23 protein-coding genes are annotated in these 24,866 nt (G+C 56.4%); 8 read left to right on the forward strand and 15 right to left on the reverse strand.

Annotation, left to right across the window (positions count from 1 at the left end):
• The first annotated feature begins 39 nt into the window (after nucleotides 1–39).
• On the forward strand, nucleotides 40–561 hold the full coding sequence (locus A377_RS0104475; RefSeq protein ID WP_051083142.1) for a DsrE family protein: 522 nt from the start codon (nucleotides 40–42) through the stop codon (nucleotides 559–561).
• A gap of 88 nt (nucleotides 562–649) precedes the next feature.
• On the opposite strand, the gene gorA is transcribed toward A377_RS0104475, so the two are convergent.
• The 8 genes from gorA to mnmC all read right to left on the reverse strand — a co-directional run bounded on the left by gorA (nucleotide 650) and on the right by mnmC (nucleotide 9,068).
• Nucleotides 650–2,020: a glutathione-disulfide reductase gene (gorA, locus tag A377_RS0104480; RefSeq protein ID WP_019894977.1), complete on the reverse strand. Its 1,371-nt coding sequence runs from the start codon at nucleotides 2,018–2,020 to the stop codon at nucleotides 650–652.
• Between the two features lie 186 nt (nucleotides 2,021–2,206).
• A complete protein-coding gene (locus A377_RS0104485; protein ID WP_019894979.1) occupies nucleotides 2,207–2,947 on the reverse strand; it encodes a glutathione peroxidase in 741 nt (246 codons plus the stop codon).
• Nucleotides 2,948–3,112: 165 nt separating this feature from the next.
• Nucleotides 3,113–3,778, reverse strand: a complete 666-nt coding sequence (locus tag A377_RS0104490) for an OmpA family protein (protein WP_019894980.1) — start codon at nucleotides 3,776–3,778, stop codon at nucleotides 3,113–3,115.
• Nucleotides 3,779–4,070: 292 nt separating this feature from the next.
• Nucleotides 4,071–4,520: a hypothetical protein gene (locus tag A377_RS0104495; protein WP_019894981.1), complete on the reverse strand. Its 450-nt coding sequence runs from the start codon at nucleotides 4,518–4,520 to the stop codon at nucleotides 4,071–4,073.
• Between the two features lie 51 nt (nucleotides 4,521–4,571).
• A complete protein-coding gene (locus A377_RS0104500) occupies nucleotides 4,572–5,768 on the reverse strand; it encodes a BaiN/RdsA family NAD(P)/FAD-dependent oxidoreductase (RefSeq protein WP_033423007.1) in 1,197 nt (398 codons plus the stop codon).
• 44 nt (nucleotides 5,769–5,812) lie between these two features.
• Entirely contained in the window at nucleotides 5,813–6,598 is a 786-nt protein-coding gene (locus A377_RS0104505) for a competence/damage-inducible protein A (protein ID WP_019894983.1), read from the reverse strand.
• 34 nt (nucleotides 6,599–6,632) lie between these two features.
• Entirely contained in the window at nucleotides 6,633–6,830 is a 198-nt protein-coding gene (locus A377_RS0104510) for a hypothetical protein (protein ID WP_019894984.1), read from the reverse strand.
• 60 nt (nucleotides 6,831–6,890) lie between these two features.
• On the reverse strand, nucleotides 6,891–9,068 hold the full coding sequence (mnmC, locus tag A377_RS11855; RefSeq protein ID WP_083919097.1) for an FAD-dependent 5-carboxymethylaminomethyl-2-thiouridine(34) oxidoreductase MnmC: 2,178 nt from the start codon (nucleotides 9,066–9,068) through the stop codon (nucleotides 6,891–6,893).
• A gap of 316 nt (nucleotides 9,069–9,384) precedes the next feature.
• Between mnmC and A377_RS0104520 the strand changes: the two genes are divergently transcribed.
• The gene (locus A377_RS0104520; RefSeq protein ID WP_019894986.1) at nucleotides 9,385–9,714 is read left to right on the forward strand and encodes a carboxymuconolactone decarboxylase family protein; all 330 of its coding nucleotides are present in this window, start codon (nucleotides 9,385–9,387) and stop codon (nucleotides 9,712–9,714) included.
• 5 nt (nucleotides 9,715–9,719) lie between these two features.
• On the opposite strand, the gene A377_RS0104525 is transcribed toward A377_RS0104520, so the two are convergent.
• Both A377_RS0104525 and uvrD read right to left on the reverse strand, forming a co-directional pair.
• Nucleotides 9,720–10,307: an ABC transporter ATP-binding protein gene (locus tag A377_RS0104525; protein WP_019894987.1), complete on the reverse strand. Its 588-nt coding sequence runs from the start codon at nucleotides 10,305–10,307 to the stop codon at nucleotides 9,720–9,722.
• A gap of 5 nt (nucleotides 10,308–10,312) precedes the next feature.
• Complete coding sequence (uvrD, locus tag A377_RS0104530; protein WP_019894988.1) at nucleotides 10,313–12,547, reverse strand: DNA helicase II; 2,235 nt, start codon at nucleotides 12,545–12,547, stop codon at nucleotides 10,313–10,315.
• Between the two features lie 611 nt (nucleotides 12,548–13,158).
• Here uvrD and trxA point away from each other — a divergent pair.
• From trxA to hemE, 5 genes are all read left to right on the forward strand, one after another.
• On the forward strand, nucleotides 13,159–13,485 hold the full coding sequence (gene trxA, locus A377_RS0104535; RefSeq protein ID WP_019894989.1) for a thioredoxin TrxA: 327 nt from the start codon (nucleotides 13,159–13,161) through the stop codon (nucleotides 13,483–13,485).
• 152 nt (nucleotides 13,486–13,637) lie between these two features.
• Nucleotides 13,638–14,897: a transcription termination factor Rho gene (gene rho, locus A377_RS0104540; protein ID WP_019894990.1), complete on the forward strand. Its 1,260-nt coding sequence runs from the start codon at nucleotides 13,638–13,640 to the stop codon at nucleotides 14,895–14,897.
• A 136-nt stretch (nucleotides 14,898–15,033) separates the two neighbouring features.
• Complete coding sequence (locus A377_RS0104545; RefSeq protein WP_019894991.1) at nucleotides 15,034–15,285, forward strand: type B 50S ribosomal protein L31; 252 nt, start codon at nucleotides 15,034–15,036, stop codon at nucleotides 15,283–15,285.
• A 137-nt stretch (nucleotides 15,286–15,422) separates the two neighbouring features.
• Nucleotides 15,423–16,232, forward strand: coding sequence for a thermonuclease family protein (locus tag A377_RS0104550; RefSeq protein WP_019894992.1), 810 nt, complete (start codon nucleotides 15,423–15,425; stop codon nucleotides 16,230–16,232).
• Nucleotides 16,233–16,317: 85 nt separating this feature from the next.
• The gene (gene hemE / locus A377_RS0104555; protein WP_019894993.1) at nucleotides 16,318–17,379 is read left to right on the forward strand and encodes a uroporphyrinogen decarboxylase; all 1,062 of its coding nucleotides are present in this window, start codon (nucleotides 16,318–16,320) and stop codon (nucleotides 17,377–17,379) included.
• 118 nt (nucleotides 17,380–17,497) lie between these two features.
• Here hemE and A377_RS0104560 read toward each other — a convergent pair whose 3' ends face one another.
• From A377_RS0104560 to mutY, 3 genes are all read right to left on the reverse strand, one after another.
• Nucleotides 17,498–18,706, reverse strand: coding sequence for an EAL and HDOD domain-containing protein (locus tag A377_RS0104560; RefSeq protein WP_019894994.1), 1,209 nt, complete (start codon nucleotides 18,704–18,706; stop codon nucleotides 17,498–17,500).
• Between the two features lie 141 nt (nucleotides 18,707–18,847).
• Nucleotides 18,848–19,117 carry an oxidative damage protection protein gene (locus A377_RS0104565; protein ID WP_028485267.1) on the reverse strand — a complete coding sequence of 90 codons (270 nt, stop codon included), beginning with the start codon at nucleotides 19,115–19,117 and terminating at the stop codon, nucleotides 18,848–18,850.
• A gap of 47 nt (nucleotides 19,118–19,164) precedes the next feature.
• The gene (mutY, locus tag A377_RS0104570; RefSeq protein ID WP_019894996.1) at nucleotides 19,165–20,259 is read right to left on the reverse strand and encodes an A/G-specific adenine glycosylase; all 1,095 of its coding nucleotides are present in this window, start codon (nucleotides 20,257–20,259) and stop codon (nucleotides 19,165–19,167) included.
• Nucleotides 20,260–20,354: 95 nt separating this feature from the next.
• Here mutY and trmB point away from each other — a divergent pair, with 95 nt between their 5' ends.
• Complete coding sequence (gene trmB / locus A377_RS0104575; protein ID WP_033423009.1) at nucleotides 20,355–21,083, forward strand: tRNA (guanosine(46)-N7)-methyltransferase TrmB; 729 nt, start codon at nucleotides 20,355–20,357, stop codon at nucleotides 21,081–21,083.
• 59 nt (nucleotides 21,084–21,142) lie between these two features.
• Here the strand turns inward: trmB and A377_RS0104580 are convergent, their stop codons facing one another.
• Together A377_RS0104580 and hemW are read right to left on the reverse strand one after the other, a co-directional pair.
• Nucleotides 21,143–23,365 carry an AsmA family protein gene (locus A377_RS0104580; protein WP_157760734.1) on the reverse strand — a complete coding sequence of 741 codons (2,223 nt, stop codon included), beginning with the start codon at nucleotides 23,363–23,365 and terminating at the stop codon, nucleotides 21,143–21,145.
• 2 nt (nucleotides 23,366–23,367) lie between these two features.
• Nucleotides 23,368–24,633: a radical SAM family heme chaperone HemW gene (hemW, locus tag A377_RS0104585; RefSeq protein ID WP_019895001.1), complete on the reverse strand. Its 1,266-nt coding sequence runs from the start codon at nucleotides 24,631–24,633 to the stop codon at nucleotides 23,368–23,370.
• Between the last annotated feature and the right edge of the window lie 233 nt (nucleotides 24,634–24,866).

A 24,866-nucleotide genomic window follows, 5' to 3' on the forward strand; every position in this document is an offset into this window, starting at 1 on the left:
ACAATAAACATACATTCATTCAACCAATCAGGAGAAACCATGCCATTAACCTCTTTCCATCACAAAGTGCAAGCGCTCCTTGCCACTATACTGATGAGCGCTCTGCTGTCCATCAGTCCTGTCACACAGGCACAATCACTGAATAATGCCCAAGCTTTGAGCGGCGTGGATCATGTCAAAGCCATCTACGATGTGCGCAAAAGCCACCCGAAACCGCTACTTGGATATCTGAAAGCGATTGAAACCAACGTCACCAACCTGAAAAAAGAAGGCGTCACTTTTGATCTGCAGATGATTTTTATTTCGAAGGCTGTGACCTTCATCACCACCGAACCGGAAGAAACTTTGGCAATGGAACACGATGAAACGCTCGAGCAGATCGCGAAACAGATTGCCCGCCTACAATCGCTAGGGGTGAAAATGGAAGCCTGTGGTGGTGCCACCGCGTATTTCAACGTTGATAACGACACTTTGTTGCCCGGTATTGAACCGGTTCGATCCGGTTTCATCAGCCTGATGGGTTGGCAAGCCAAAGGCTATGGACTGGTCACGGTTTACTGACATTACAGAGCCCAGACCCCAAAAGGCCGTGCATTGACACGGCCTTTTGGGTTTGAGCGGTTGCATAAGCGGTTCTGGGGGAAACGCTTTATTTTAAAATCATCGGGCGCATGGTCACCAGCTCTTCCGACGAGGTCGGGTGAATGGCAATGGTGGCGTCCAGATCGGCCTTGGTCGCACCCATCTGTACGGCCACGGCAAAGCCTTGCAGCATTTCATCCGCGCCTTCGCCCACAATGTGCAGGCCGACTACGGTTTGTTCCTCACCGGCGCACACCAGCTTCAAAGCCGTTTTGACCTGATGCGCGGTAAAGGCATTGCGCATCGGCGTGAACACCGAGCTGTAAACCTGCACATTGTCGTGCCCGTATTGGGCACGGGCTTCGTGTTCGGCCAAGCCCATTGTGCCCACGGGCGGGTGAGAAAAAATCACGGTGGGCACTTTGGACAAATCCATTTTCAAATGCGGCTGGTTGTTGTACAGACGCTCGGCCAGATAGCGTCCGGCGCGGATCGCCACCGGAGTCAATTGCGCCTGACCGGTGACATCGCCGATCGCGTAGATATTGGGCACAGCGGTCTGGTGAAAGTCGTCCACGTCCAGATACCCCTTGCCGTTGACGCTCAAACCAACGTTTTCCAGCCCCAGTGGCTCGGTCACGGTTTCACGCCCGACCGCCCAGATCACCTCGTCAAACCCTTGCAGATGCTGACCGTCTTCGGACTCGACGATCAGAGTTCCGTCTTTGGCTTTTTCCAGTTTTTTGACCTTGAAGTGGTATTCTTTTTTCACACCGCTTTCAATCATCGCATCGGTCAGGGTTTCACGGATCATGTCGTCAAATCCGCGCAGTACCAAGTCCTTACGGCTGATCAAGGTGGTGTCGGTGCCCAGCGCCTGCAGCACCCCGGCGATTTCCACGGCAATGTAGCCACTGCCGATCACCGCCACTTTTTTCGGTTGTTCTTTCAGGGCAAAAAACCCGTCGGAAGTGAGGCCCAGTTCGGCGTTTTCGGTTTCATTGGGAATAAAGGGTTTGCCACCCGGTGCGACCACAATCGTTTCGGCGGTAAATTCCCGACCGGCCACCTCGATCGTGTGCTTATCCACAAAACGGCCCCACCCTTCGAGCACGTCAATCCCCAGCTCGTCAAAATAGCCGGCATACCATTCGGTGATGTTGCCAATCAGGTTTTCACGCTGCTCGACCAGTTTGCCCCAGTCGAACCCCTTTTGTTCCACGTGAAACCCGAAGTCCGATGCATCGCGCAAGGCCTCGGCGATGTGGGAACCGAACCACATGACCTTTTTGGGCACGCAGCCGACATTGACGCAGGTGCCGCCCATTTTATTGGCCTCGACCACCGCGCACTTCTTGCCATATTCCACGGCGCGCTCCACCACAGACAAACCGCCACTGCCGCCACCGATGGCGATCACATCATAATCGTATTGCATGCATGCTCCTTATGCTTTTTGACCAGGCCTGGTACTTAGAGCAGACCGGGGACACATTGTGCTTTGCCCAACACGCCTGAATGCAGGCATCTTAGGCAAAAAACAATGTCCGAAACGGAAACGAAAAAGCGGCTCAACAGCCGCTTTTTCAGATCGTTCAATCAGTGATTGAATTCACAGCAGCCCTCAGGAAGCCAGATACTTGTCCAGCTCTTCCGAGCCACCGATTTTCTTGCCGCCAATAAAGACCTGTGGCACCGTATCGGCATCGGCCACGGCACGCAAAGTGCGCAGGGTCACACCGGCATTGGCAATGGTGATTTCTTCATAGTTGATGCCCGCATCTTCCAGCGCCGCTTTGGCTTTGGCACAGAAAGGACAACCCGGTTTGGTGAAGACGGTCGCGGTGTCAATCGGCTTCGCATTCGGGTTGATGTAGTTCAGCATGGTGTCGGCGTCGGACACTTCAAACGGGTCGCCCGGCTTGTTGGGTTCGATGAACATCTTGTCAACCACGCCGTCTTTGACCAGCATGGAATAACGCCAGGAACGCTTGCCAAAGCCCAGGTCGTTCTTGTTCACCAGCATGCCCATGCCTTCGGTGAACTCACCGTTGCCATCCGGGATCAACGTCACTTTGTCCGCTTCCTGATCCTTGGCCCATTCGTTCATGACAAAGGTGTCGTTCACGGACATACAAACGATTTCGTCGACACCGTTTTCAAAAAACACCGGTGCCAATTCGTTGTAACGTGGCAAGTGGGTGGAAGAACAGGTCGGCGTGAAGGCACCCGGCAAAGAGAAGACCACCACGGTGCGGCCTTTGAAAATGTCATCGCTGTTGACGTTGACCCATTCGTTGTTCTGACGCGTTGGCCAGACAACACTCGGAACTTTTTGACCTTCCATGTTTTTCAAATCAGACATACTCAACTCCTTATCGTTGGTTTATCAATTCTGCGGCCAGGCCGCTTTAAAAGATGGGTTTATCATACCGACTGTGATAAATAAGTAAAATCAATTGTTTTAATAAAGATAATAGCTAAAAGCTATTGCTCGGTGACATAAAAAGGCGCCGAAGCGCCCTGTTGATTATTCGACGATGGTCAGTTCCACTCGACGGTTCTGTTGTCGCCCGTCAGCGGTGTCATTGCTCGCGATCGGGTTGGATTCGCCCTGACCGTCGGTCATGATTCGGTCGGCGTCAATGCCCTGATCGATCAGATAGGCTTTGACCGAGTCAGCACGACGCTGGGACAGATCCTGGTTGTAGGCCTGTGCGCCACGACTGTCGGTGTGTCCGACCACGCGCACCTTCATCTCCGACTCGCGCTTCATGTAATCGGCATAGATGTCGAGCTTGTCTTTTGCCAAAGCACGCAAAGCGGCTTTGTTGGTATCAAAAAAACCACGGAAGGCTTCGGGCTTATTCAACTCGGCCGGGGCTTTGGCTTGTTCCGGCTCAGGCTGAGGTTCCACCACCGTGACCGGCGATGCAGGCTTGGGTGCGGGCGCAGGTTTCGCAGGCGCTGGCTCCGCTACCGCATCAGGATCGGTCCCGCAAGGCAGGGAATCTTCGGTCCAGTGAATGGTGCGCACGCAATTGCCCCAGCGATCACGCACCACCTTGCCATAGGAGTCCCAGACATAAGCGCGGTTGTCATAATGAGGAATGTCTTCAAACGCCTGAGCGGCGGTCATGGACACAGCGGACACCGCCGAAACGGCCAGTGCGGAAAGGATGGTCTTCTTCATCATCGAGTTACCCTCAATTTTAAAATTCGTAATAAAACCCAAGTTCAATCATACCCGAATGTTTCATGAATTTGTGCTGAGATTGCGCAGTGCCTTGGTTTCACAAGGAAATTTTCTCGACTTACCCCTTCGGGCGTCGAGTTCTTCGTTTCGAAGAAGCGTCGTATCCGTGATTACGACCGACTGAGAAAATATTTCTTGTGGAATCAAGGAGCAAGCAAGGTCGGTGCAAATTTGTGAAATATTCGGGTTAATACGGGTGTTTCAAAAAAGAAAGCACCCTGGCAAAAAAGCGTCAGTGCACCGGTGCCCCTTCGAGTTCGCGCATCAGGGTCTCCAGATGACCGACGGCCTGAGCGTATTTCATCAGCACCCCCAGCACGGCCTGATCTTCCTGTTTGCTGGCAATGCGCGCCGTCAGCAGAAACTCTTTGTCGGTCACGCTGCCCTGAAAGGCATTGGCTTCCAGTAGGGCGGCCACCGCACCCACATTTTTCAACAAGGCCGCCGCCTGCAAGGGTTTGACCGTTTCGCCTTCGGCGTCTTCACCCACGGATTGCTGCGGCGACACAAAATGCTCCTGGATCAGCACTTTGATCATCCAGTAATTCATTTCCGGCGCTTCCTGGCTTTCCAGCGCGTTCATAAAAATTTCATTGGGGTCAATGCGGTGTTTCTGCACCAGCATCTGCACCGACTTGGAAAAATGTTCCCGCTGCGCTTCGGGCAAATCCAGTAAATTCATAATCTTCCTTGTCATGGTATCCCTGGCGTTTGTGCAGGGAATCCGTCATCTTCAGGCCACGGAACCGGCGGCATGGCCCGAGGCCCAGGCCCATTGAAAATTGTATCCGCCCAAACGACCGGTCACATCCAGCACTTCGCCGATGAAGTGCACTTTGGGCCAGGTTTTGACCGCCAGAGTTTTGGAAGAAATGGCGTCGGTGTCCACACCGCCCAGCATCACTTCGGCTTTGTCATAACCGCCATCGTCCACCGGATACCAGCTGGCCGAATGAAGCTCGCGGGCAATGGCTTCCAGGGATTCGTTGCCAGCGTCTCCAAGGTTGATGGGGGCATCCGGGTGCCATTTCAACCAGGCCTGCACCATTTTTTTGGGCCAGAAAGTTTGCAACCAGCGATCCAGACGTCCGTTTTCATCGCGCAAGGCTTTCAAGGCTTCCAGTGCGTCCTGGTCCGGCAACCAGTCAATTCGTATGGCCTGACCCGGTTGCCAGTAGTTGGACAGTTGCAACACCGCCGGGCCACTGAGGCCCTGATGGGTAAACAGCAACTGGTCACGGACCTGTCGGTCGGCGGTTTGAAGCGTCACCGGCAAACTGTTCCCTGCCAGCGACTGACAGAATGCCAGCGCCGCTCCGTCCAGATGCAAAGGCACCAATCCCGGACGGGTCGGGCGCACGCTCAATCCCAGCTGCTCGGCAAAACGCAGCCCCCAGTCGGTGGCTTTCAATTTGGGATAGGCTTTGCCGCCTGTGGCCACCACCAGCGTTTCGCAGGCAATGTTGGTCGAGTCGGTTTTGACCAGGCCTGGTGCATTCTGGGTCGGCGCAATCACGCTCTGAACCGGTGTTTTGACCCGGACTTCCGCGCCCGCCCATTTGGCCTGGGTCTGCAGCATGTGAATCAGATCGCCCGCCCGCTGGGCACAGAACAATTTGCCCTGATCGCGTTCTTCGTACTCAATGCCGTGAAGTTCGACCAACGCCAGAAAATCTTCCGGGGTAAAACGGGCCAGCGCGCTTTTGACAAAATGCGGGTTGGCGCAAATGTAATCTTCCGGGGTCACCTTGCGGTTGGTAAAGTTGCATTGACCACCGCCGGAAATGCGAATTTTGGCTGCGGCTTTGGGGGCGTGGTCCAGTACCAGCACCTTTCGCCCCCGAAACCCGGCCGTGGCCGCACACATCAACCCGGCCGCCCCGGCACCGATCACAATCACGTCCACCCTTTCGTCTACGTTTTCAGTCATCTTGTCTTCCATGCGATCCAGCGGGCTTTTTTCAGCGTGGGGTGTCATACCGGGACGGCATCATCAGACAGTTCGTAGGGGGCCTGACGGCGCTGGACTTCCTGCACAATCGCCTGAAACCCCTGCTCGGCCAACGCTGGCTGGCCTTCCACGCCCAGTTCGATGTGACGTTTTCCATCCGGTCGAATGCTGGGCAGGCTGAACAGGCGCAGGTCCGGAAAACGCGCTTCAAACGCCTGCATGAAATCAATCCATTCCGATTCATGGCCATTGACCAGACGCAGACTGCGTTCCACCGTGGGAGTGGACTGATGATCGCGATAATAGGTTTCCAGCACCCACTGCATCATGCCTTTGGCCATCATCGGAAAACCGGGCATAAAATGGTGATCGGCGACACTGAAACCCGGCACCCGGTTATACGGATTGGGAATGATGGACGCGCCCTGAGGGTACTCGGCCATTTTGACCCGGTTGGGGTAGGCCTCGTTGCCGAACTGGGCTTCGATTTCGGCCACCGCTTGCGGATGACGCTCAATCGGCCGCCCCAGGGCTTCGGCCGCACATTGACGGGTCCGGTCGTCCGGCGTGGCCCCAATGCCGCCAAAACTGAACACCAGGTCGCCACTGGCAAACGTCTCTTTCAGAGTGGCCGTCAGACGCTGAGGTTCGTCGCCCAGTATCCGCACCCAGCTCAGGGCAAAGCCTTTGGGCCGCAACAGCGCATTGGCCTGTGCCAGGTGCTTGTCCTGACGTTTGCCGGACAGCACTTCGTCGCCAATGATTAACAGCCCAATGGTGGGTAACGACGATTTGGCCTGACTGCACATGGCAAAGCTCTCCTTTGAGTTATTCAACCTGCTTTTAAGGAACGTTATCCTTGGCTTGCTGGTAAGTTTCAACGGTTTCCTGTACCGAATCTCCCGTCATGGACAAGGAGTCAATCACCGCATCCAGCGCACTGACACCCTCTTCTGCCCAATGACGCGCATCCAGCCAGTCGAACATAATGGCCAGCGCCACAAACAGAGCCAACCCAATAAAAAATAAAACTTTTTTCACGTCATTCCTTTTGCACTATGCCTCTTCGAACACCCAAAAACCCCATCACTGAATCCAGTCTTACTCATCGGGCATAATACTGTATTTTGTCCGGCCTTTGAAGCTACCCTGCCCTTTCTGCCAGGCGCGGATGGCAAAACGGGCCGGGTGCAGCCAGTGGGCCACCGGCGTGGGCATTGGCCAGGGACGCTGAGTGATCTGTGCGGCCAACAGGTCGGCGGCCAGAAACACCGACATCAACCCTCTGGAACCGTGGCCATTATTGACCCAAAGCCCGGCCTGATAAGGCATGTCCGGGTACTGACGCGGCCGCTGGCCCGGTGCCTGAGTCGCATAGGTACGATCAAACACCTCCCAGTCAGGCACAGGCCCCACCACCGGCAAATGATCGGGCGTGGTCGGGCGGTAAGCCAGGCGTCCGGACAGATGTGCCGGTTCTGGCTGGTTCCCGACACATGAGGCGGTCAGCCAATGCGGCAATGCCGACGTCACCGCTTCCAGGTTCTTTTGATGGGCCACTGCGGTCAGCGCCTGACCCGGGTCATCGCCCTCAAAAGTGGCCCCGCATACGGCGGCCACGTCCGGTGCCTGCGGCCAGCTTGCCTGAATGCTGTAGCCTTTGTGATTCACCGGCGCGGACAATACGCCCGACACCGCCGACGCAGGCAAGTGCGTGACCTGACCTTTGGCGGGGCGAATCGGCAGGCGCAGACGTGCATGACCGGTCTTTTCCAGAGCGCCTGTGGCCAAAATCACATGGTCTGCGACAAAACGCCCCTGAGCGGTTTCGACCCACCAGGCCTGGTCATTTTTGCCCCAGTCCGATACCGGGGCGTTGCACACCACTCGAATATTGGGATGCGTCAGGCAGTGTTGCACCACCGTTGGCGGTGACACCCAGCCGCCCTGCGGGAACCACATCCCCGCGACCCCAGTTTGCGTGCCCAGTTGCGCTGAGGCCTGCTTCGTGTCCAGCGGTTTTGCCAGCGCTTCGGGCAATGGCACCGCGCTCAAGGCCTTGTCAAACCGCGCCGACAAGGCATCGGACACAGCCAGCTGCACACTGCCCGCCAGTTCGCCCTGCACCCCGGTAACCGGGTCAGCCAGCCAGGGTTGCAACCAGCGATGCGTGGCCGCCAGCCCCAGCGTGTAAAACTGGCTGCGCCGATTCCAGTCGGCCGTCACCAGCGGGTGCAGGGTGCCGCCCAGATTGCCCGACGCCGCTTGCGCGGGCGCTTCCTGCGCCTCCAGCACCGTAACCTCCAGCCCCGCTTCGGCCAAAGCCCGAGCGGTGGTCGCGCCCGCCAGTCCGCCGCCCACAACCAAAGCGCTCAATCCGCTCTGCCGCTGCTTCACCACCGGTGCCGGGGCAAACCAGGGCGTCAGACAGGCCTCGGCACGGGGGTGGCGCATCTTACCGCAACGCATCTGGTGCCGGTCGTCCAGCCCCGCCTGCGTCCGCACCGCAAACCCGGCCTGCGCCAACACCGGATCCATCTCGCCCGTTGCTGGGCAGACGGAAAAAGTGGACCCGGCATGACTCAACCGGGCCATGGTCTGAAACAAGGCCGGTTGAAACAACGCAGAACCGTGCGTTTCTGAACCCGTTTCTGCGCCCGTTTCGGTTGAATGACCCGCCGGTGCCAGACCATCCAGCAACCAGACGTTCATCGGCGTTTCCAGCTCCCTGAGTCCGGCCAGCACCTCGCCCCAGAACACCTGCAGGGACACCCCCAGATCGGCCCAGTCACATTGGTGCCAGCCAGGAAGACGCAGCGGATAATCGGCTTGCAGGCGTGCCATCCAGTCCGTCCACTCGACATTGAGAGGTGGATTGACTGGGGAATCGACCCGTGAATTCACAAGAGATTGATGGGCTTTTTTTAGTTGGGAGTGGGTCAGCGGGCGTGGTTCAAACGAGAGATAACGCAGTTGCGGCAGATCCTTGCGTGCAAATCGCGGTACCACAAGGGTCTGCCACAACGCGCACACCTGCAAAAACGTCAGGCCAGCGCCAAACCCGACCTGGGCCACCCAAAAATGTTGCCCGGCCTCTAACCGTTGCAAACGCTCGATAAATTGATTTGGCGCAATAAAAACCCGATCCATTTCCGACAGAAAATCTGCCGCAGCGCCATAATAGTTGGAAGACGCACCGACTCCCGGTCTATCCGGGACAGACCCCGCCAACGCAGGCAAGGGCAATAAAGACCGTTTTTCAGAGTCGGGATTCGTCATAGGCGTGTCGTGTGAACGTCATATTTCTGTCAAAGAGGCATTATAAGCTAACCCAGAAAATTCATAAAATTATGCACCATCTCGCTTGCCCCTTGATTCCACAAGAAATATTTCTTCAGTCGGTCGTAATCATAGATACGACACTTCTTCAGAAACGAAGAACTCGACGCCCGAAGGGGTAAGTCGAGAAATTTCCTTGTGAAAACAAGCTCCTGCGCGATCTTGGCGCAAATTTATGAATCGAAGAAACCGAAGGTAAATTTCCGGGCTAAGTAACGGACACACCAAACCACAAACCACGATTCTCAGGAGAACCATGATGGAACGACTTGAACAGACCGGCCAGTTGATGCAGCGACTGATGCAGGACCTGCCCGCACAAACCAAGGAATTCGGCGCTTTCGTCAAAATCGCAGAAAAGCAGGGCGCGCTCGACGAAAAGAACAAGCACCTGATTTTGTTGTCACTGGCCATCGCCTTTCAGTGCGGCTGGTGCATTGCGGTCCACACCCAGGATTGCGTCAAAGCCGGTGCGGCCAAGGCCGAGATTCTGGAATCGGCGATGATGGCCGTGGTGATGGGCGGCGGGCCCAAGCTGATGTACATGGAAGTGCTCTACGAAGAGCTGGACAAATACGACCTGTAACCCGGTCACAACTGGCGTTGCTCGGTGGCGACCCGCTTCAACTGATCGGCGTCGTGTGACACCCAGACCGCGCAGGCCGGGCGCTCTTGCAGATAGTCTCTGACCCAGTCTTCCACCGCATGCGTGGTGTCGGGGTCCAGATTTGCCGTGACCTCGTCCAGCAGTAGCACCTGCGGCTGGTATTGCAACCCTCGAATCAATGCCAGGCGCTGTTTTTCGCCACTGGAAAGCTGCGCCACCGGCTGATCCAGCATGGCTTCGGGCAATTGCAAGGCCGAAAAAGCCGTTTTTAACCAGGCCTGGTCAATCTCTTCTTTAAAATGCGCGCGCACCGTGTCTTCCCACCAGGCGGTTTCGGCGGCAAACAACATCACCTGAGCGCGCCATCGACGGGCCGGGACATCGGCTTGTGCCTCTCCGTTCAGGGTCACCTCACCATCGTGTTCCAGCAAATCCGCCAGTTTTTTCAGCAGGACCGACTTGCCACCGCCCGAAGCCCCGTAAACGCCCAACACCTCTCCGGCCTCGATGGCAAACGACCAGGCAGGTTGTTCGGGTCGCGGCGTCAGCGCTTGCACTTCGAACAATGCCATCGCATTCACCCCATTTTTTCCAGTTTGGCAAACGCGGCCACCAGCCATTTGCTGCCCGCATGTTTGAACTCAACCTGAATGCGCGCATGACTGCCTGCGCCTTCGGTCGCGGTGACCATGCCTTCGCCGAATTTGGTGTGAAACACGGTTTCGCCGATCCGGTAGTCGGTTTGATTGAGGTTGCCACTCTGCTGACCCATGCCCGGTGACACCACCGCTCGCCCGTAAGCCTGGGCCTGACCCTGCATCCGCACCTGCTGCACACAGTCCTGCGGCAATTCATGGATAAAACGCGACGGTTGCGGGAAAATTTCGCGCCCATACAGACGCCGGCGGCTGGCATGGGTCAGCACCAACTGTTTTTCCGCACGGGTGATGCCGACATACGCCAGACGCCGCTCTTCCTCCAGGCGCGTGGGATCTTCCTGCGCCGACTGACCGGGAAACAACCCTTCTTCCAATCCGACGATGCAGACCAGCGGAAATTCCAGCCCTTTGGCCGAGTGCAGCGTCATCAACTGCACCGAGGATTCCCAGCGATCGGCTTGCTGATCGCCCGCCTCCAATGCCGCTTTGGCCAGAAATTCGGCCAGAGGGCTCTCGTAAGCGGTGGGCGAATCCGGGCCGTTGCCATTGTCGGACGCGGCCATGGCTTCGGCCAGTGCGTCCACCTGTTGATCGGGGGTGAATTCCGACACCGCATTGATCAATTCGTCCAGGTTTTCCACCCGGCTCTGACCCTGTTCGGAGCGGTCTTTTTCAAAATGCGCCTGCAGACCCGAGCGCGAGATCACCTGAATCATCTGATCGGTCAGAGACCGGTCTTTCACCGTGTCATCAAGCTGCTCAATCAAACTCAAAAAGCCCTGTACCGAGGTTTTGGCGCGCGCGCTCAGACCGGCCTGCACCAGATTCTGTGCGGCCTGCCACAGCGACTGCTGTTCCAGACGCGCGGTTTCGCGAATCTGATCGGCGGTTTTGTTGCCAATGCCGCGCGGCGGATGATTGTAGACGCGCTCAAACGCGGCATCGTCATCGCGATTGATCAGCAAACGCAAATAGGCGAGCACATCCTTGACCTCGGCACGGTCATAGAAGCGCAGGCCGCCGTAGACGCGATACGGAATCTGCGCCTGCAACAAGGCCTGCTCCAGCAGACGCGACTGGGCGTTGGAGCGATACAATACCGCCACCTCGGAACGGCTGCCACCCAGCTCGCACCAGTCTTTGACCTGCTGCACCACGTATTCGGCCTCATCATAGTCATTAAAGGCCTCGTACACCCGAATCGGATCGCCTTCATCGCCACTGCTCCAGAGGTTTTTGCCCATGCGCTCGCTGTTGTGGTCAATCAGGCCATTGGCGGCCTGCAAAATGGTATTGGTCGAGCGGTAATTCTGTTCCAGACGCACGGTTTTGACGTCGGAAAAGTCCTGGTCAAACTGACGAATGTTTTCCACCCGCGCGCCGCGCCAGCCGTAAATGGACTGATCGTCATCACCGACAATGAACAGTTTGCCCGTGGCCCCGGCCAGCACACGCAACCAGGCGTATTGCAGCGCGTTGGTGTCCTGAAACTCGTCCACCAGAATGGTGCTGTAACGGGCCTGATAATGGCCGAGCAGACCGGGGTTTTTCAGCCACAACTCATGCGCCCGCAACAGCAATTCGGCAAAATCCACCAGGCCTGCCCGCTGACACTGGGTTTCGTAAGCCTCATACACTTTGAGCATGGTCTGCATGATCGGATTGTGACCGGGATCAATGTGTTGGGGGCGCCGCGCCTCTTCCTTTTCGCCATTGATGAAACTTTGCACCTGCCGTACCGGCCACTGAGTTTCGTCCAGTTCCATCGCCTTGAGCAGGCGTTTGATCACCCGTTTCTGGTCGTCGGCGTCCAGAATCTGAAACGACTGCGGCAGCCCGGCTTCACGAAAATGCTGCCGCAACAGACGGTAGGCAATGCCATGAAAGGTGCCCATGGTCAGGCCGCCGGCACGCTGCCCCACCAGCGCCTCCACCCGGCCGCGCATTTCCGCTGCGGCCTTGTTGGTAAAGGTCACGGCCAGAATGTTGTAGGGCGCGATGCCCATTACCTCGACCAGCCAGGCAATGCGGTGTACCAGCACCCGGGTTTTGCCCGAGCCGGCCCCGGCCAGCACCAGCGCATGCTGGTGGGCCAGCGTGACCGCATCGCGCTGGGCATCGTTCAAGTCGTCAATCAGGTGTGAAACGTCCATAAAAAAGGCAGAAAATCCGGTTACTTAATAAGGTTGCTAATAAAGTCGCTTAACGAGAACTCACTGAAAACACAGCCCTCTTAGGTAAGGGCCAACCGCCTATCCTATCCGATTTTGGGAGCGGAAACGAGCCACAAACCGGCGTAACCCGGCACCGGATTACGGGGGGTTGCCGCCAATGAATCCCGGGAAGACGGGCCGCCCCTCACGGTTTACTGCGGGGTTTGCCACAGCTTCCCCCCCGAAAATCCTGAAAAATTTTAATATGAGTTCTTGCAAATGCCCGTTAAAGTCAGTAAATTACATAAATCAGATTTGTCATTCCCGATACGCTGGGCCTGAAAACAACGTCACCAAGCGTTGCATTCGGCCCAGTGTTTCGAAAGAAACTGACCATTCAAACCACCGTGAGTGACGTCATAAAACTTTCACGGCAAGCCGTGGTACGACACTTACAATCAGGTCTATGTTAAAGAACATCCGGTCATCAAATGCATCCGCGTTTGAGTCAAATGGCCCACTTTGGCTGTCCGCTTTTCCCGACGATCCCATTCAATGACATCGCCAGGCATCGCGGGCCGCAGGCCTAAAAGACACCAAGGAGCTTATAAATGAGCGAAAAAATTATTGCCACATCCGACGCCAACTTCGAAAGCGAAGTGCTGCAATCCGACCTGCCTGTGCTGGTCGATTTCTGGGCAGAATGGTGCGGACCCTGCAAAATGATTGCTCCGATTCTGGACGAAATTGCCAACGAATACGACGGCAAGGTCCGAATCGCCAAACTGAACATTGACGAAAACCCGGCCACACCCCCAAAGTATGGTGTCCGTGGTATTCCGACGCTGGTTTTGTTCAAAAACGGTGAAGTCGATTCCACCCAGGTGGGCGCACTGTCCAAGTCACAGTTGAGCACTTTCCTGAACGACAACCTGTAACAGGTTACCGCATTCCATAACTAGCCCCTGCGGGGGCGGTTTTCATCATTCAACGAATTTCCCGCCATGTTGGCACCCTTTCCGATTCGCCCAAATTACCTCCTCATGCAAAATAAACGAACACAAACAACCAACAACCGAACCGAAACCCTATGAACCTATACGATTTAAAAAAAATGTCCGCCGCGGCACTGATTGATCTGGCCGCAGAAACCGGTCTGGATAACCTGGCCCGCTCTCGCAAACAAGACATCATCTTTGCCATTCTCAAAGCCCACGCCAAAAGCGGCGAGGACATCTATGGCGAAGGGGTGCTGGAAATCCTGCCCGACGGCTTTGGTTTTCTTCGCTCTGACGACGGCTCCTATCTGGCCGGGCCTGACGACTTGTACGTCTCGCCCAGCCAGATCCGTCGCTTCGGACTGCGCAAAGGCGACACCATTCAGGGCAAAATCCGTCCGCCCAAAGACAGCGAACGTTATTTTGCGCTGCTGAAGGTCGAGAAAATCAATTACGAAGCGCCCGAAGTCGCCCGTAAAAAGATCGCCTTTGAAAACCTGACCCCTTTGCATGCCGATGAGCGGCTGAAAATGGAAACCGGCAACGGCAGCACCGAAGACGTGACCACCCGGATCATCGACATTGCCGCACCGTTTGGTAAAGGGCAGCGTGGCCTGATTGTGGCGCCGCCAAAATCCGGGAAGACGGTGATCATGCAGCAGATTGCGCAGTCCATCGCCGAAAACCACCCGGACGCCTACCTGATTGTGTTGCTGATTGACGAACGTCCGGAAGAAGTCACCGAAATGCAGCGAACCGTCAAAGGGGAAGTGATTTCTTCGACCTTTGACGAGCCAGCGCAACGCCATGTGCAGGTCGCCGAAATGGTGATCGAAAAAGCCAAGCGTCTGGTTGAGCACAAAAAAGACGTGATCATTCTGCTCGATTCGATCACCCGTCTGGCCCGTGCCTACAACACCGTGGTCCCAGCCTCCGGCAAGATACTGACCGGTGGGGTGGACGCCAACGCGCTGCACCGTCCCAAGCGCTTTTTCGGGGCCGCGCGCAACATTGAAGAAGGCGGGTCACTGACCATCATCGCCACCGCTCTGGTGGACACCGGTTCCAAAATGGACGAAGTCATTTTCGAAGAGTTCAAAGGCACCGGCAACATGGAACTGCATCTGTCTCGCAGCATCGCCGAAAAACGCATCTTCCCGGCCATCAACATCGAAAAATCCGGTACTCGGAAAGACGAGTTGCTGACCACGCCGGAAGAGCACCAGAACATCTGGATTTTACGTCGCTTCCTGCAAGGCATGAACAACGAAGTCGAGGCGATTGAAACCCTGATTGAGCAAATGAAAGTCACCAAAACCAATCAGGATCTGTTCAACGCCATGAAGCGCTGAACCCAGAAGCATTTGAAAAAATTGACTTTTGCCCTTGCAATTGGGCAAAAAGCTTCTATAATTTCGCTTTCTTTTTTGAAACCGCTGAATTCTGGCAACCGTTTCGGAATCAGCCCAAATATAATGGACCGTCACTATGAAAACAGGCATTCATCCAGACTACAACGAAGTCGTTTTCCAGGATATTTCGACGGGTGAAACCTTTCTGACACGCTCAACACTGGAGAAAACTTCCGGTGAAACCATTGAGCTGGACGGCAAAGAGTACCCTTTGGTGCGCATTGAAGTTTCCAGTGCCTCTCACCCGTTCTTTACCGGCAAACAGACTCTGGTCGATACAGAAGGCCGTGTTGAAAAGTTCCGTCAGAAATACGGACTGCGCAAATAAAGAACGTCTGCGCTTTTTCGATACCTGTTCGACAAAAAGGCCCTTTCGGGCCTTTTTTTATGCCTGCGCAAAACCCGGTTCTGGGCTTTGGCAACGAAAACATTGCCACACCGAAACAGTACGCCTAAAATGGCCTCATGAAACCACAACTCATTTTGTCTTTTTTGCTGTCACTGGCTTGGCTGTCACCGTTGCAGGCCGATGATTGCGCGCCCACCAATATCGACGGCTGGACTCAGGCCAGTTATGCCCTGAGCGGCGACCGGATCATTGTCAACAACAAGACACTCAAACTGATCGGGCTGCATGCGCCCCAGCAGGAAAAGAAACAGAAATTCAACGTCAACGCCCAGCCTTTGGCCGAGGCCGCTCAGGACCGACTCAACCGCCTGCTGGCCAACCATGACATGGAAGTCGGCATCGAATACGATCAGCGCCGGGTGGACGAATTCGGCGCGGCTGAGGCCCATGTCTTTATCCGACAGAACGGGCAGATTGTGAGCCTGCAAAAAGCCATGCTTGAAACCGGCTTTGCTCTGGCCAAAACCGAAACCCCGAATCTGGCCCATCAAAGCTGTTATTACCGTGCGGAGCAATCCGCCCGTCAGCGCGGGGCAGGCTTGTGGCAACTGGCCGAACAACGCCCGGAACTGCGTTTTCCCATCGCCCCGTCCAGTGAAATCACCACCGCCAACGAAGGCTTTCACATTTTCAAAGGCGAGATCGTCAAGGTGGATCGAAGCGGTAAAAACTACATTCTGAACATGGACACCACCGGGCTTCGCATCCGCAAGAAAGACTGGTCCCATTTTGATTTTGACCGGCTCAAGGCGTTGGAAGGTCAGGTGGTCGAAGCACGTGGCTACGGCTTTCTTTACGATGGCGCCATGTTTGTCAAAATCCATGCCCCCTATGCCATCGACAAACTCAATCCCGCCCTGGACTGAGCCTGATCCAAACCAGATTCGTCCCACTTTTGGCGTACAAACGTTAAAATAGGCGGATTCGTGTTCCGCATTCAAAGGATTTTTTATGACCGCCCTGCAAAATGACCGCTTTCTTCGTGCCCTGCAAAGACAACCTGTGGACCAGACCCCTGTCTGGATGATGCGCCAGGCCGGACGCTATCTGCCGGAATACCGTGCAACCCGCCAGGTAGCCGGGTCGTTTATGGACCTGTGCCGTAATAAAGAGCTGGCCTGTGAAGTCACCCTGCAGCCACTGGAACGCTACGAGCTGGATGCGGCCATTCTGTTTTCCGACATTCTGACCATTCCAGACGCGATGGGACTGCAATTGCGTTTCGCCCCCGGCGAAGGGCCGATTTTTGACAAGCCGATTCGCACCGATGCCGAGGCCAAAAAGCTGTTTGTGCCCGACATGGCTTCCGAGCTGGGTTATGTGATGGACGCCGTCAGCACCATTCGCAAAGCCCTGAATGGTCGGGTTCCCCTGATCGGCTTTTCCGGTTCGCCCTGGACATTGGCCACCTATATGATCGAAGGCGGTTCCAGCAAAACCTTCTCTCAGATCAAAGCCATGCTCTATGATCAGCCCCAGACGCTGCATCACATTCTGGGCGTCCTGGCCGACTCGGTCACCGCTTACCTGAATGCCCAGATTGAAGCCGGTGCCCAGGCGGTTCAGATCTTCGATACCTGGGGCGGCGTTTTGACACCGCGCGACTATGACGCCTTTTCACTGCAGTACATGGCCAGAATCGTGGACGGTCTGATCCGCGAAAAAGACGGTCAGAAAGTGCCGGTGATTCTGTTTACCAAAGGCGGCGGTCAGTGGCTGGAAAAAATGGCCGAGACTGGCTGTGATGCGCTGGGACTGGACTGGACCACCGATCTGGACGATGCGCGCGCGCGCGTTGGCGACAAAGTGGCATTGCAGGGCAATATGGACCCATCGATCCTGTATGCTTCACCCGAACGCATCCGTGAGGAAGTGGCAACGATTCTGGGCAAATTCGGCAAAAACAATGGCCATGTGTTCAATCTGGGCCACGGCATTCACCCCGAAATTGATCCGGAGCATGCGGGTGCCTTTATCAAAGCGGTCACCGAACTGAGTCCGGCCTATCACTGACCGTTCTTGATCACCCCATCCGGGTGTGAGAACAAACATAACGGACTGTGCCCGGCTTTATGCCGGGTTTGTCATGTCAGGGCGACCCGTTTTTTACCAGGCCTAGTATATTTCAGGGTCATTTCTCGGCCAGAGCCATCACCCCATTGGCGTAGGCCATGGCTTCAAGGTAACTCTGGCTGAGCCAGCCCGGTGTCAGATCGCCAGGGCGTTCAAAATCGATGTTCCCCTGTTCAATCGCCAGCGCCGCTTTCAGGGTCCGACCCGCCTCCCCTTCAAAATCGAGCAGGGCCAGCATCACCCGATCATCCAGATTGAGCTGTGAGAGCACATCCGGCAATCTCAGATCCATCATTGCATCCAGCACCGAAAACAGGCCAATGGTGAAGAAGGTTTCCGCCGGCAGATCCTGTAGATGCCGACCGATTTTTTCACAGAAACGGGCACGAATCAGAGCGGTGCGCATCAGTTCCGGCGGCTTGTCGTCCATTTGCGTCATCGCCAGTAGGCTGACCCAGCTTTGCAGACGGTTCAAACCAAATTGCAGCACCGCCTGATGAATCGACTCGACCTTACCGGCCGACGTGTTGCTGGCCAGCCGCAAAATCTTGTGGCTGAGACTCACATCCTGACTGATCAACCGGGACAGATCCTGCAGAGCGACATCGGGGTCATTGACCTGAGCCAGCAGTTGCACCAGTGTCAGCTTGTTGGCCGCCAGGGATTTGCCCTGTACCAGCTGGGGTTTGGCAAAGAAATAGCCCTGATAAAAATCAAAACCCAGACGCTGGCAGAATTCAAACTGTTCGCGGGTCTCGACTTTTTCCGCCAGCAACCGCACCCCTTGAGATTTCAAACGGGCGGCATGGGTTTTCAGCTGTTTGGGCCCCACCTGCAGAATGTCGACCTTGATGATGTCGGCATAGGCTTCCAGTTCGGCCAGTTCGGGATTGAAGATGTAGTCATCCAATGCCAGTCGATAGCCATGATCTCGCAGGGCCTTGAGCGACGACAACAAAGCCGGCGAAACCGGCGCGTCTTCCAGCACTTCGATCACCACTTGATCTCTGGGGAAAAATGGCCGGTTTTTCGATGTCAGAAGCCCTTCGGTCAGATTGATGAACGCCTTGTGCGACCCGACCACTTCCTTGACGCCCAACTCCCCGAACAGGTTGATCATCACTTGCGCTGAGGCCGCATCGGCCTGGGCAAAATCGGCCTGAGTGCTGGTTTCTGCCGAGCGAAACAGCAGTTCAAATCCGTAAAGCGACTGATCGGCCCGAAAAATGGGCTGGCGCCCCAGAAAGATGTCGGTGAGTTGGGTCATAAGCGTATAAATCGTTCAGAAAGGTCAGTGATACAGTCAGATTCTACGCTTATATTCGGAAAAGTTAAGCGCGTTTTTCTATGGAAGGGACAAAAAAACTAATGGGATCCGACCATCCGGCCGGATCGTTTTTGCGATCCTTTATTCCGGCTGGTAAGCGTCCGGCAGATCGACTTCTTCGTCTCCGAACAGGAACTTTTGCATTTCTTCACGCAAAAACGCCTGCGCTTTCGGATCGAGGCTGGACAGACGGTATTCGTTGATCAAAATCGTCTGATGGCTCAGCCACTGTTTCCAAGCCTCCTTGGAAACCTGCTCGTAAATTTTCTGACCCAACTCTCCCGGAAACGGTGGAAAATCGAGCCCTTCGAGCTCTTCTCCCAGCTTTGCGCACTGTACGGTTCTAGACATGTTGCTCTCCAGTTATTTAGAGTCCTTTGCACGAGATCAATCACGGCTCAAGTGCCCTGCAAAGAGACTCGTTGAACCACCTTTTGGATCGGCGCGGGCAATCCCCGTGCCAGCGCTTCCTCCACGCTCAACCACTGCCCATCTTCCTGCGGAGCCTGGTTGAGCGTGAGGGCCACCGGCGTGATCATCAGGTGGTAATGCGAAAATGTGTGTTGGAATGTTTCCCATTCTATCAAATCGCTTGCGGCCACTGGCAGGGATTCAACCCTGCTTTTGATCAGGGTTTGGCGCTGCTGAAGGGCCTCCTGAGACGACACCGTCTCCTCAAGTCGAACTTCGGGCAGCGACCAGAGTCCTCCCCAGATGCCTTGCTGAGGTCGCCGCACCAGCCAGATTTTGTGCGTGCCCTGCAAGCGCCACAACCAGACAATGGCGTGTCTGGTCGGCTTGGATTTTTTGGGTTTGCGTTTGGGCAACGTCGCCACCTGCCCGGTCAGGCAGGCACGGCAGTCGGACCTGAAAGGGCAGGCGTCACAGCTGGGCTGGCTGCGGGTACAGACGGTCGCTCCCAGATCCATGATCGCTTGCGTGTAATCGCCCGGCCGATCGGTCTGCATCAATTGATCGGCCCGTTGCCACAGGGCGTTTTCGGTCGCCTTTTCCCCAGGCCAGGTGGCCACTGCGTCAAAACGCGCCAGCACCCGTTTGACGTTGCCGTCCAGAATCGGCAGACGCTGGTTGTGACTGATCGCCAGAATCGCACTGGCGGTGGAACGACCAATGCCCGGCAACGCGATCAGCCCTTCCAACGTTTGCGGAAACCGACCGTTGTGTTCCTGTACCAGCTGCCGGGCCGCCTTGTGCAGATTGCGACCACGGGCGTAATAACCCAACCCGGCCCAATAAGACAGCACCGTTTCCTGATCGGCTTCGGCCAGCGCCCACACATCGGGAAAGGCCTGCATAAAACGCTGATAATAACCAACGACCGTCTTGACCTGCGTCTGTTGCAACATGATTTCCGAAACCCAGACCCGGTAAGGGCTTTTGTCGCTTTGCCACGGCAGGTCATGGCGACCAAAACGGTCAAACCAGGCCAGGAGGCGTTGAGCAAAGCTCGATTCCGTGTTTTTTTCCGGCATGCACAAGTGGTCCTTTTCGTTGCTGATAGTTGGCACCCTGTCAGGTTTCAACCAATCGGCTATAATAGCGGGATTTGCCTTTACAGGAAACCGTCATGTCACGCGAACCGGTCACCGAAACCGACAAACCCGCCAACCCTGTCAGCCATCGCATCAAAAGTTTTGTTCTGCGCCAGGGGCGGCTGTCCAAAGGACAGAAACGGGCACTGGAAACCTACTGGCCGCAGTTCGGCTGCGAACGCGGATCGGAAAAGGGCTCACTGAGCGAATGGTTCGGGCGCGAAGCGCCCACCTTTCTGGAGATCGGGTTCGGCATGGGCCACAGTCTGGTGACCATGGCGCAGGACCGGCCTGAGCACAACTTCATCGGGATCGAGGTGCATCGACCCGGCGTGGGCGCGTTGCTCAAGGACATCGGCGAACGGGGCGTGGAAAACGTGCGTGTGTTCAATGACGACGCGGTGGAAGTGCTGGCCAGTACGATCCCGGAAAACAGTCTGGCCGGGGTGTATGTGTTTTTTCCCGATCCCTGGCACAAAAAACGCCACCACAAGCGCCGCTTGATCCAGCCTGGGTTTCTGCAACAACTGGCCCGTTTTATCCAACCGGGCGGGACCTTGCATCTGGCGACCGATTGGGAAGACTACGCCGAGCAAATGATGAGCGTGGCCAGCGACAGCCCCTGGTTTGACAACACCCAGGAGGCCGGACAATACACGCCCCGCCCTGACACCCGCCCGTTGACCAAGTTCGAAAAACGCGGCCACAGTCTGGGCCACGGCGTCTGGGATCTGGTGTTTCAGCGCAACAACACGTCCGTCTGAGCGACACGCAGTCGATTGCGTTAAAGCGGCGTCCCCCAACGTGGTTGAGGCGCGCCAGTTCAGTTCAACAATTGGCGCACCGCGTCCAGCAGCTTCTTCTGATTGTCCGGGGTCTGCAACAGCTTATCCAGCGGGGCCTGCCAGACCATCTGATCGGTCGGCCCAGCCACCGTGACCGGCACGCTCAAGCCTTCCAGCATCGCCAGACCCTTTGGCGGGCGATCATAATTCAGATCAAAACGCATCGACAGTTCACCACGGCCCCAGTCCCAGTTTCCCGAACCCTGGGCGCTGAAACGCTCCGAAGTCACCGCCAGCGTCTCCCAGTCGACCACCCCGTCCTTGACCGGTGCGGCAAAGTTCAGACTTTCAAACCGGGTCTCGCCCGGCTGTGCTGACTGTCCCGACAACAAACGGTTCAAATCCATGCCATGATAGGCACCGTCACGAATCTCCCCTTCAAAGCGACCGGCCGCATTCTGTTTCAATAACTGCGGATTGACCCCTTTTGACGCCAACTGAAATTGCAGAAACAGGTCGCCGCTCAAACGGCTCTGTTGCCAGGCATCGGTCATCAGCGGCTGCATGGCCACGTCGCTGATCTGTCCCGAAGTGCTGTAGGCCGGGGTGTCACCGCTCACATCCAGCGTCAGCTCGGTTTCGATCTGACCTTGATACAAACGCAGCATAAACGGCTGCAAGTGCCATCTGCCCGATTCCGATTGCACCGAAGCGCGAACCTCATCGTAACTCACGCCCTGATGGCGCAGATGGGTCAAAGCCACGTCGCCCTCCACCTGCCAGGTGCGCAGGCCTTTTATCGGCAGGCCCACTGGCAACACGCTCCGGGGTTGCGCTTTGGCGTCGGACAGGGCCGCGTCGGAAACGGACTCGGACGCGGAATCCCCGCTCTCTTTTCCGTTCTCTTCTGTTGTCTGATCCGGTGCGGCGCTGTCCTGCGAACGCGGTTTTAACCAGGCCTGGTAGTGATCCAGATTCCAGTCCGCCCCCTGCCAGTCAAATCGAATCCGACCGTCCGGGTCACGCCGCATCCAGCCTTCCAGGCTGGCCTGATCCAGTTTGGCGACCACCTCTTCCAGTGACCATTGCGCCCCCTGCCACTGCCCCTGCAGCGTCAGAGACACATCCGTCAGGGCCTGATCGGATTGAAACCTGGGCAGATTCAGACCGGTATGACGCGCCCATTGGCGCACATTGACCCGATCCATCGACAAAGAGCCTGCCAGCGGCTTACCGGATTGGAACGGCCAGGGCCCACTGCCAGAGGCTTCCATCCGTCCCAGCACACTGAGCAACGCCGCCTGTTTCACATGAAACGTGTCTTTTTCCCGATCCAGTTGCGCCTGAGCGAGCTTGAAGGTTGCCTGCAAAGGTGGCACCTCGTCGGAATCGATCGGTTGCAAACGCAAGTCGGCCTGCCAGTCGTTCAGGGTCACTGACTGCATCCCGTTTGTCAGAACCATTTGCCCCCGAGCGTCCAATTGGGTCTGAAACGCCAGACCGCTGCTCGCCAGTTGCCCCGAAAGCATGACCTCGCTGGGACGCTCCGGCATCAGATCATAGACCATCAATGAAAGGTGCTTCAATGCCAGGTTGCCCTGTGGAGACTGCCAGGTCAGAACCCCATCGCGCACAATCAATGCTTCCAGGTCCCAGCTTTCCGAGGTCGCCGTATCCGTAGTCGCCGCATTCGCCTCACCGACCCCCCAATTACCCGGCGTCATCCATAAAGGGGAAGAAGAAGGCGACTGAAACATCGACGCCAAGCTCGCTTGAACGGGAGCGAGTCGAGCCACCAGTGGCTGATAATTGCGTTGACCTCCGGCCTTTTCAATCAGGTTCAGGCGCGGGCCGATCAACTCCACTCCCGAGGCTTTGAGGCGCTGCTCCACAAACAGGGCCCACAATGACAAGGTCACTTCGGCCTGGTCGATTTCCGCCAGCGGCTGCTCAAACCCGTCGGGACTGGCCACCGTCACCGTTTCCACGCTCAAGGAAAATGGCCAGACGCTGACCCCGACTTCGCCCTCGACCGAAAGCGCATAGCCGGTGCGTTTTTGGAACTCACTCTCCAGCTGGGGCTTGTATTGATTGAAATCCATAAAATGCACCGCCCCGGCAAAGCCCAGCACGATCACCACCGGCAGCAATACGCCGACATAGATCAGGCGGTGCGACCATTTGGCCCAGCCTTTGAGATGACGTTTGGCTCTGGAATCGGTGGTCGCTTGTTCGGTGGTGGTTTCGGTTGGTTCAGTCATGATCATTCGTCCAGTAAGGTTTGCAAAAGCGTGTTCAGATAACGGTGCCCTGTTTCGGTCAGGGCGCAATGGGTCAGCGGCTCCGGCAAGGGCGAGCTGAGCGTCATCCAACCCTTTTCCTGCCAGTCCAGCAACGTCGGCCAGAGTCTGGACTCGGGCAATCCGGTACGTTCGGCAAACAGCCCCAGCGCAAACCCGGACTGCAGCCGCAATAGATTGAGCAGAAATTCAAACACCCGCTCATCCTCCGCCACCCGAGTCACCCGCCCCGGCAGGGCCGCCGGTTGGCGCCCGAGCGAAACGGCCTGGACTTCGCGCTGATAACTGCCCGGCGACGCCGGCATCTGAGTGCGCAGAATCTCACCGCTGCCGTCACTCTGTAGCAGGGTCAGTTTGCCGTGTGCGCCAGCTCCCAGCCCGATGTAATCCCCGAACTGCCAGTAGTTCAGATTGTGGCGACAGCGCTGATCCACAGGCGCATTCTGTCTGGCCCAGGCAGACACTTCGTAGGCCTCAAACCCGGCGTCCCGCAGCAGCCCGTGCCCCTGCTCCTGAATCAACCAGGCCTGGTCATCGTCAGGCAAAAGCGGCGGCGCACGATAGAACGGTGTATTGGGTTCCAGCGTCAACTGGTAATAGGAAATGTGATCCGGTGCCAGCGCCAGTGCCCGCTTGACGTCTTCGGCGGCCTCGTGCAGGGTCTGCTCAGGCAGGGCAAACATCAGGTCCAGATTGATCCGGTCAAACCCGGCTTCTCTGGCGGCCGCAAACGCGTTTTCCGCCTCTTCGACCGAGTGGATGCGCCCCAGCGCCTTGAGCAAACGGGGCTGAAAACTCTGTACGCCCAAAGACAGGCGGTTGATGCCCGCCTCGCGAAACCCCGTGAACTTGTCGGTGTCCATGGCACCGGGATTGGCCTCCAGCGTCACTTCGGTCTGAGGCCCAAACCCGAGCCGCGCGCGCAATTGCGACATCAGCCAGTTGAGCCCCTCCACCGACATCAGACTGGGGGTGCCACCGCCGAAAAAAATCGTTTCCACAGGGCGTCCCCATATGCGGGGAAGGGTGGCGTCCAGCTGCTGAATCAACGCCTGCAGATACTCCCGCTCTTGCGCCTCCGCATCGTCGGTCTGGCGCTGATGCGAATTGAAATCGCAATAAGGGCATTTTTGAATGCACCAGGGAAAATGCACATACAGACTCAGCGGGATCGGTTGGGTAAAATGGTTCATCAATATGGGATCGGACTCCTTACCCGGAAAAGTCATAAAGTTGCGCCAGGATCGCGTAGGCACTTGTTTTCTCGACTTACCCCTTCGGGCGTCGAGTTCTTTGTTTCACAAGGCAATTTCTGAAGAAGTGTCGTATCGGTGATTACGACCGACTGAAGAAATATGCCTTGTGGAATCAAGGGGCAAGCGAGGTGGTGCATAATTTATGAATTTTCCGGGTTAATGCAACAGTCACACAGTCCTGCTAAGCTAGAAGCCTTTCTCACAGC

This window comes from Hydrogenovibrio halophilus DSM 15072 (assembly GCF_000384235.1).
Taxonomy (GTDB): Bacteria; Pseudomonadota; Gammaproteobacteria; order Thiomicrospirales; family Thiomicrospiraceae; genus Hydrogenovibrio; species Hydrogenovibrio halophilus.

What these genes read in the sequence shown, in the direction of transcription:
- A377_RS0104475 (WP_051083142.1), top strand. Translation starts at nt 40, where the DNA reads ATGCCATTAACCTCTTTCCATCACAAAGTGCAAGCGCTCCTTGCCACT.
- gorA (WP_019894977.1), bottom strand. Translation starts at nt 2,020, where the DNA reads ATGCAATACGATTATGATGTGATCGCCATCGGTGGCGGCAGTGGCGGT.
- A377_RS0104485 (WP_019894979.1), bottom strand. Translation starts at nt 2,947, where the DNA reads ATGTCTGATTTGAAAAACATGGAAGGTCAAAAAGTTCCGAGTGTTGTC.
- A377_RS0104490 (WP_019894980.1), bottom strand. Translation starts at nt 3,778, where the DNA reads ATGATGAAGAAGACCATCCTTTCCGCACTGGCCGTTTCGGCGGTGTCC.
- A377_RS0104495 (WP_019894981.1), bottom strand. Translation starts at nt 4,520, where the DNA reads ATGAATTTACTGGATTTGCCCGAAGCGCAGCGGGAACATTTTTCCAAG.
- A377_RS0104500 (WP_033423007.1), bottom strand. Translation starts at nt 5,768, where the DNA reads ATGACTGAAAACGTAGACGAAAGGGTGGACGTGATTGTGATCGGTGCC.
- A377_RS0104505 (WP_019894983.1), bottom strand. Translation starts at nt 6,598, where the DNA reads ATGTGCAGTCAGGCCAAATCGTCGTTACCCACCATTGGGCTGTTAATC.
- mnmC (WP_083919097.1), bottom strand. Translation starts at nt 9,068, where the DNA reads ATGACGAATCCCGACTCTGAAAAACGGTCTTTATTGCCCTTGCCTGCG.
- A377_RS0104520 (WP_019894986.1), top strand. Translation starts at nt 9,385, where the DNA reads ATGATGGAACGACTTGAACAGACCGGCCAGTTGATGCAGCGACTGATG.
- A377_RS0104525 (WP_019894987.1), bottom strand. Translation starts at nt 10,307, where the DNA reads ATGGCATTGTTCGAAGTGCAAGCGCTGACGCCGCGACCCGAACAACCT.
- uvrD (WP_019894988.1), bottom strand. Translation starts at nt 12,547, where the DNA reads ATGGACGTTTCACACCTGATTGACGACTTGAACGATGCCCAGCGCGAT.
- trxA (WP_019894989.1), top strand. Translation starts at nt 13,159, where the DNA reads ATGAGCGAAAAAATTATTGCCACATCCGACGCCAACTTCGAAAGCGAA.
- rho (WP_019894990.1), top strand. Translation starts at nt 13,638, where the DNA reads ATGAACCTATACGATTTAAAAAAAATGTCCGCCGCGGCACTGATTGAT.
- A377_RS0104545 (WP_019894991.1), top strand. Translation starts at nt 15,034, where the DNA reads ATGAAAACAGGCATTCATCCAGACTACAACGAAGTCGTTTTCCAGGAT.
- A377_RS0104550 (WP_019894992.1), top strand. Translation starts at nt 15,423, where the DNA reads ATGAAACCACAACTCATTTTGTCTTTTTTGCTGTCACTGGCTTGGCTG.
- hemE (WP_019894993.1), top strand. Translation starts at nt 16,318, where the DNA reads ATGACCGCCCTGCAAAATGACCGCTTTCTTCGTGCCCTGCAAAGACAA.
- A377_RS0104560 (WP_019894994.1), bottom strand. Translation starts at nt 18,706, where the DNA reads ATGACCCAACTCACCGACATCTTTCTGGGGCGCCAGCCCATTTTTCGG.
- A377_RS0104565 (WP_028485267.1), bottom strand. Translation starts at nt 19,117, where the DNA reads ATGTCTAGAACCGTACAGTGCGCAAAGCTGGGAGAAGAGCTCGAAGGG.
- mutY (WP_019894996.1), bottom strand. Translation starts at nt 20,259, where the DNA reads ATGCCGGAAAAAAACACGGAATCGAGCTTTGCTCAACGCCTCCTGGCC.
- trmB (WP_033423009.1), top strand. Translation starts at nt 20,355, where the DNA reads ATGTCACGCGAACCGGTCACCGAAACCGACAAACCCGCCAACCCTGTC.
- A377_RS0104580 (WP_157760734.1), bottom strand. Translation starts at nt 23,365, where the DNA reads ATGACTGAACCAACCGAAACCACCACCGAACAAGCGACCACCGATTCC.
- hemW (WP_019895001.1), bottom strand. Translation starts at nt 24,633, where the DNA reads ATGACTTTTCCGGGTAAGGAGTCCGATCCCATATTGATGAACCATTTT.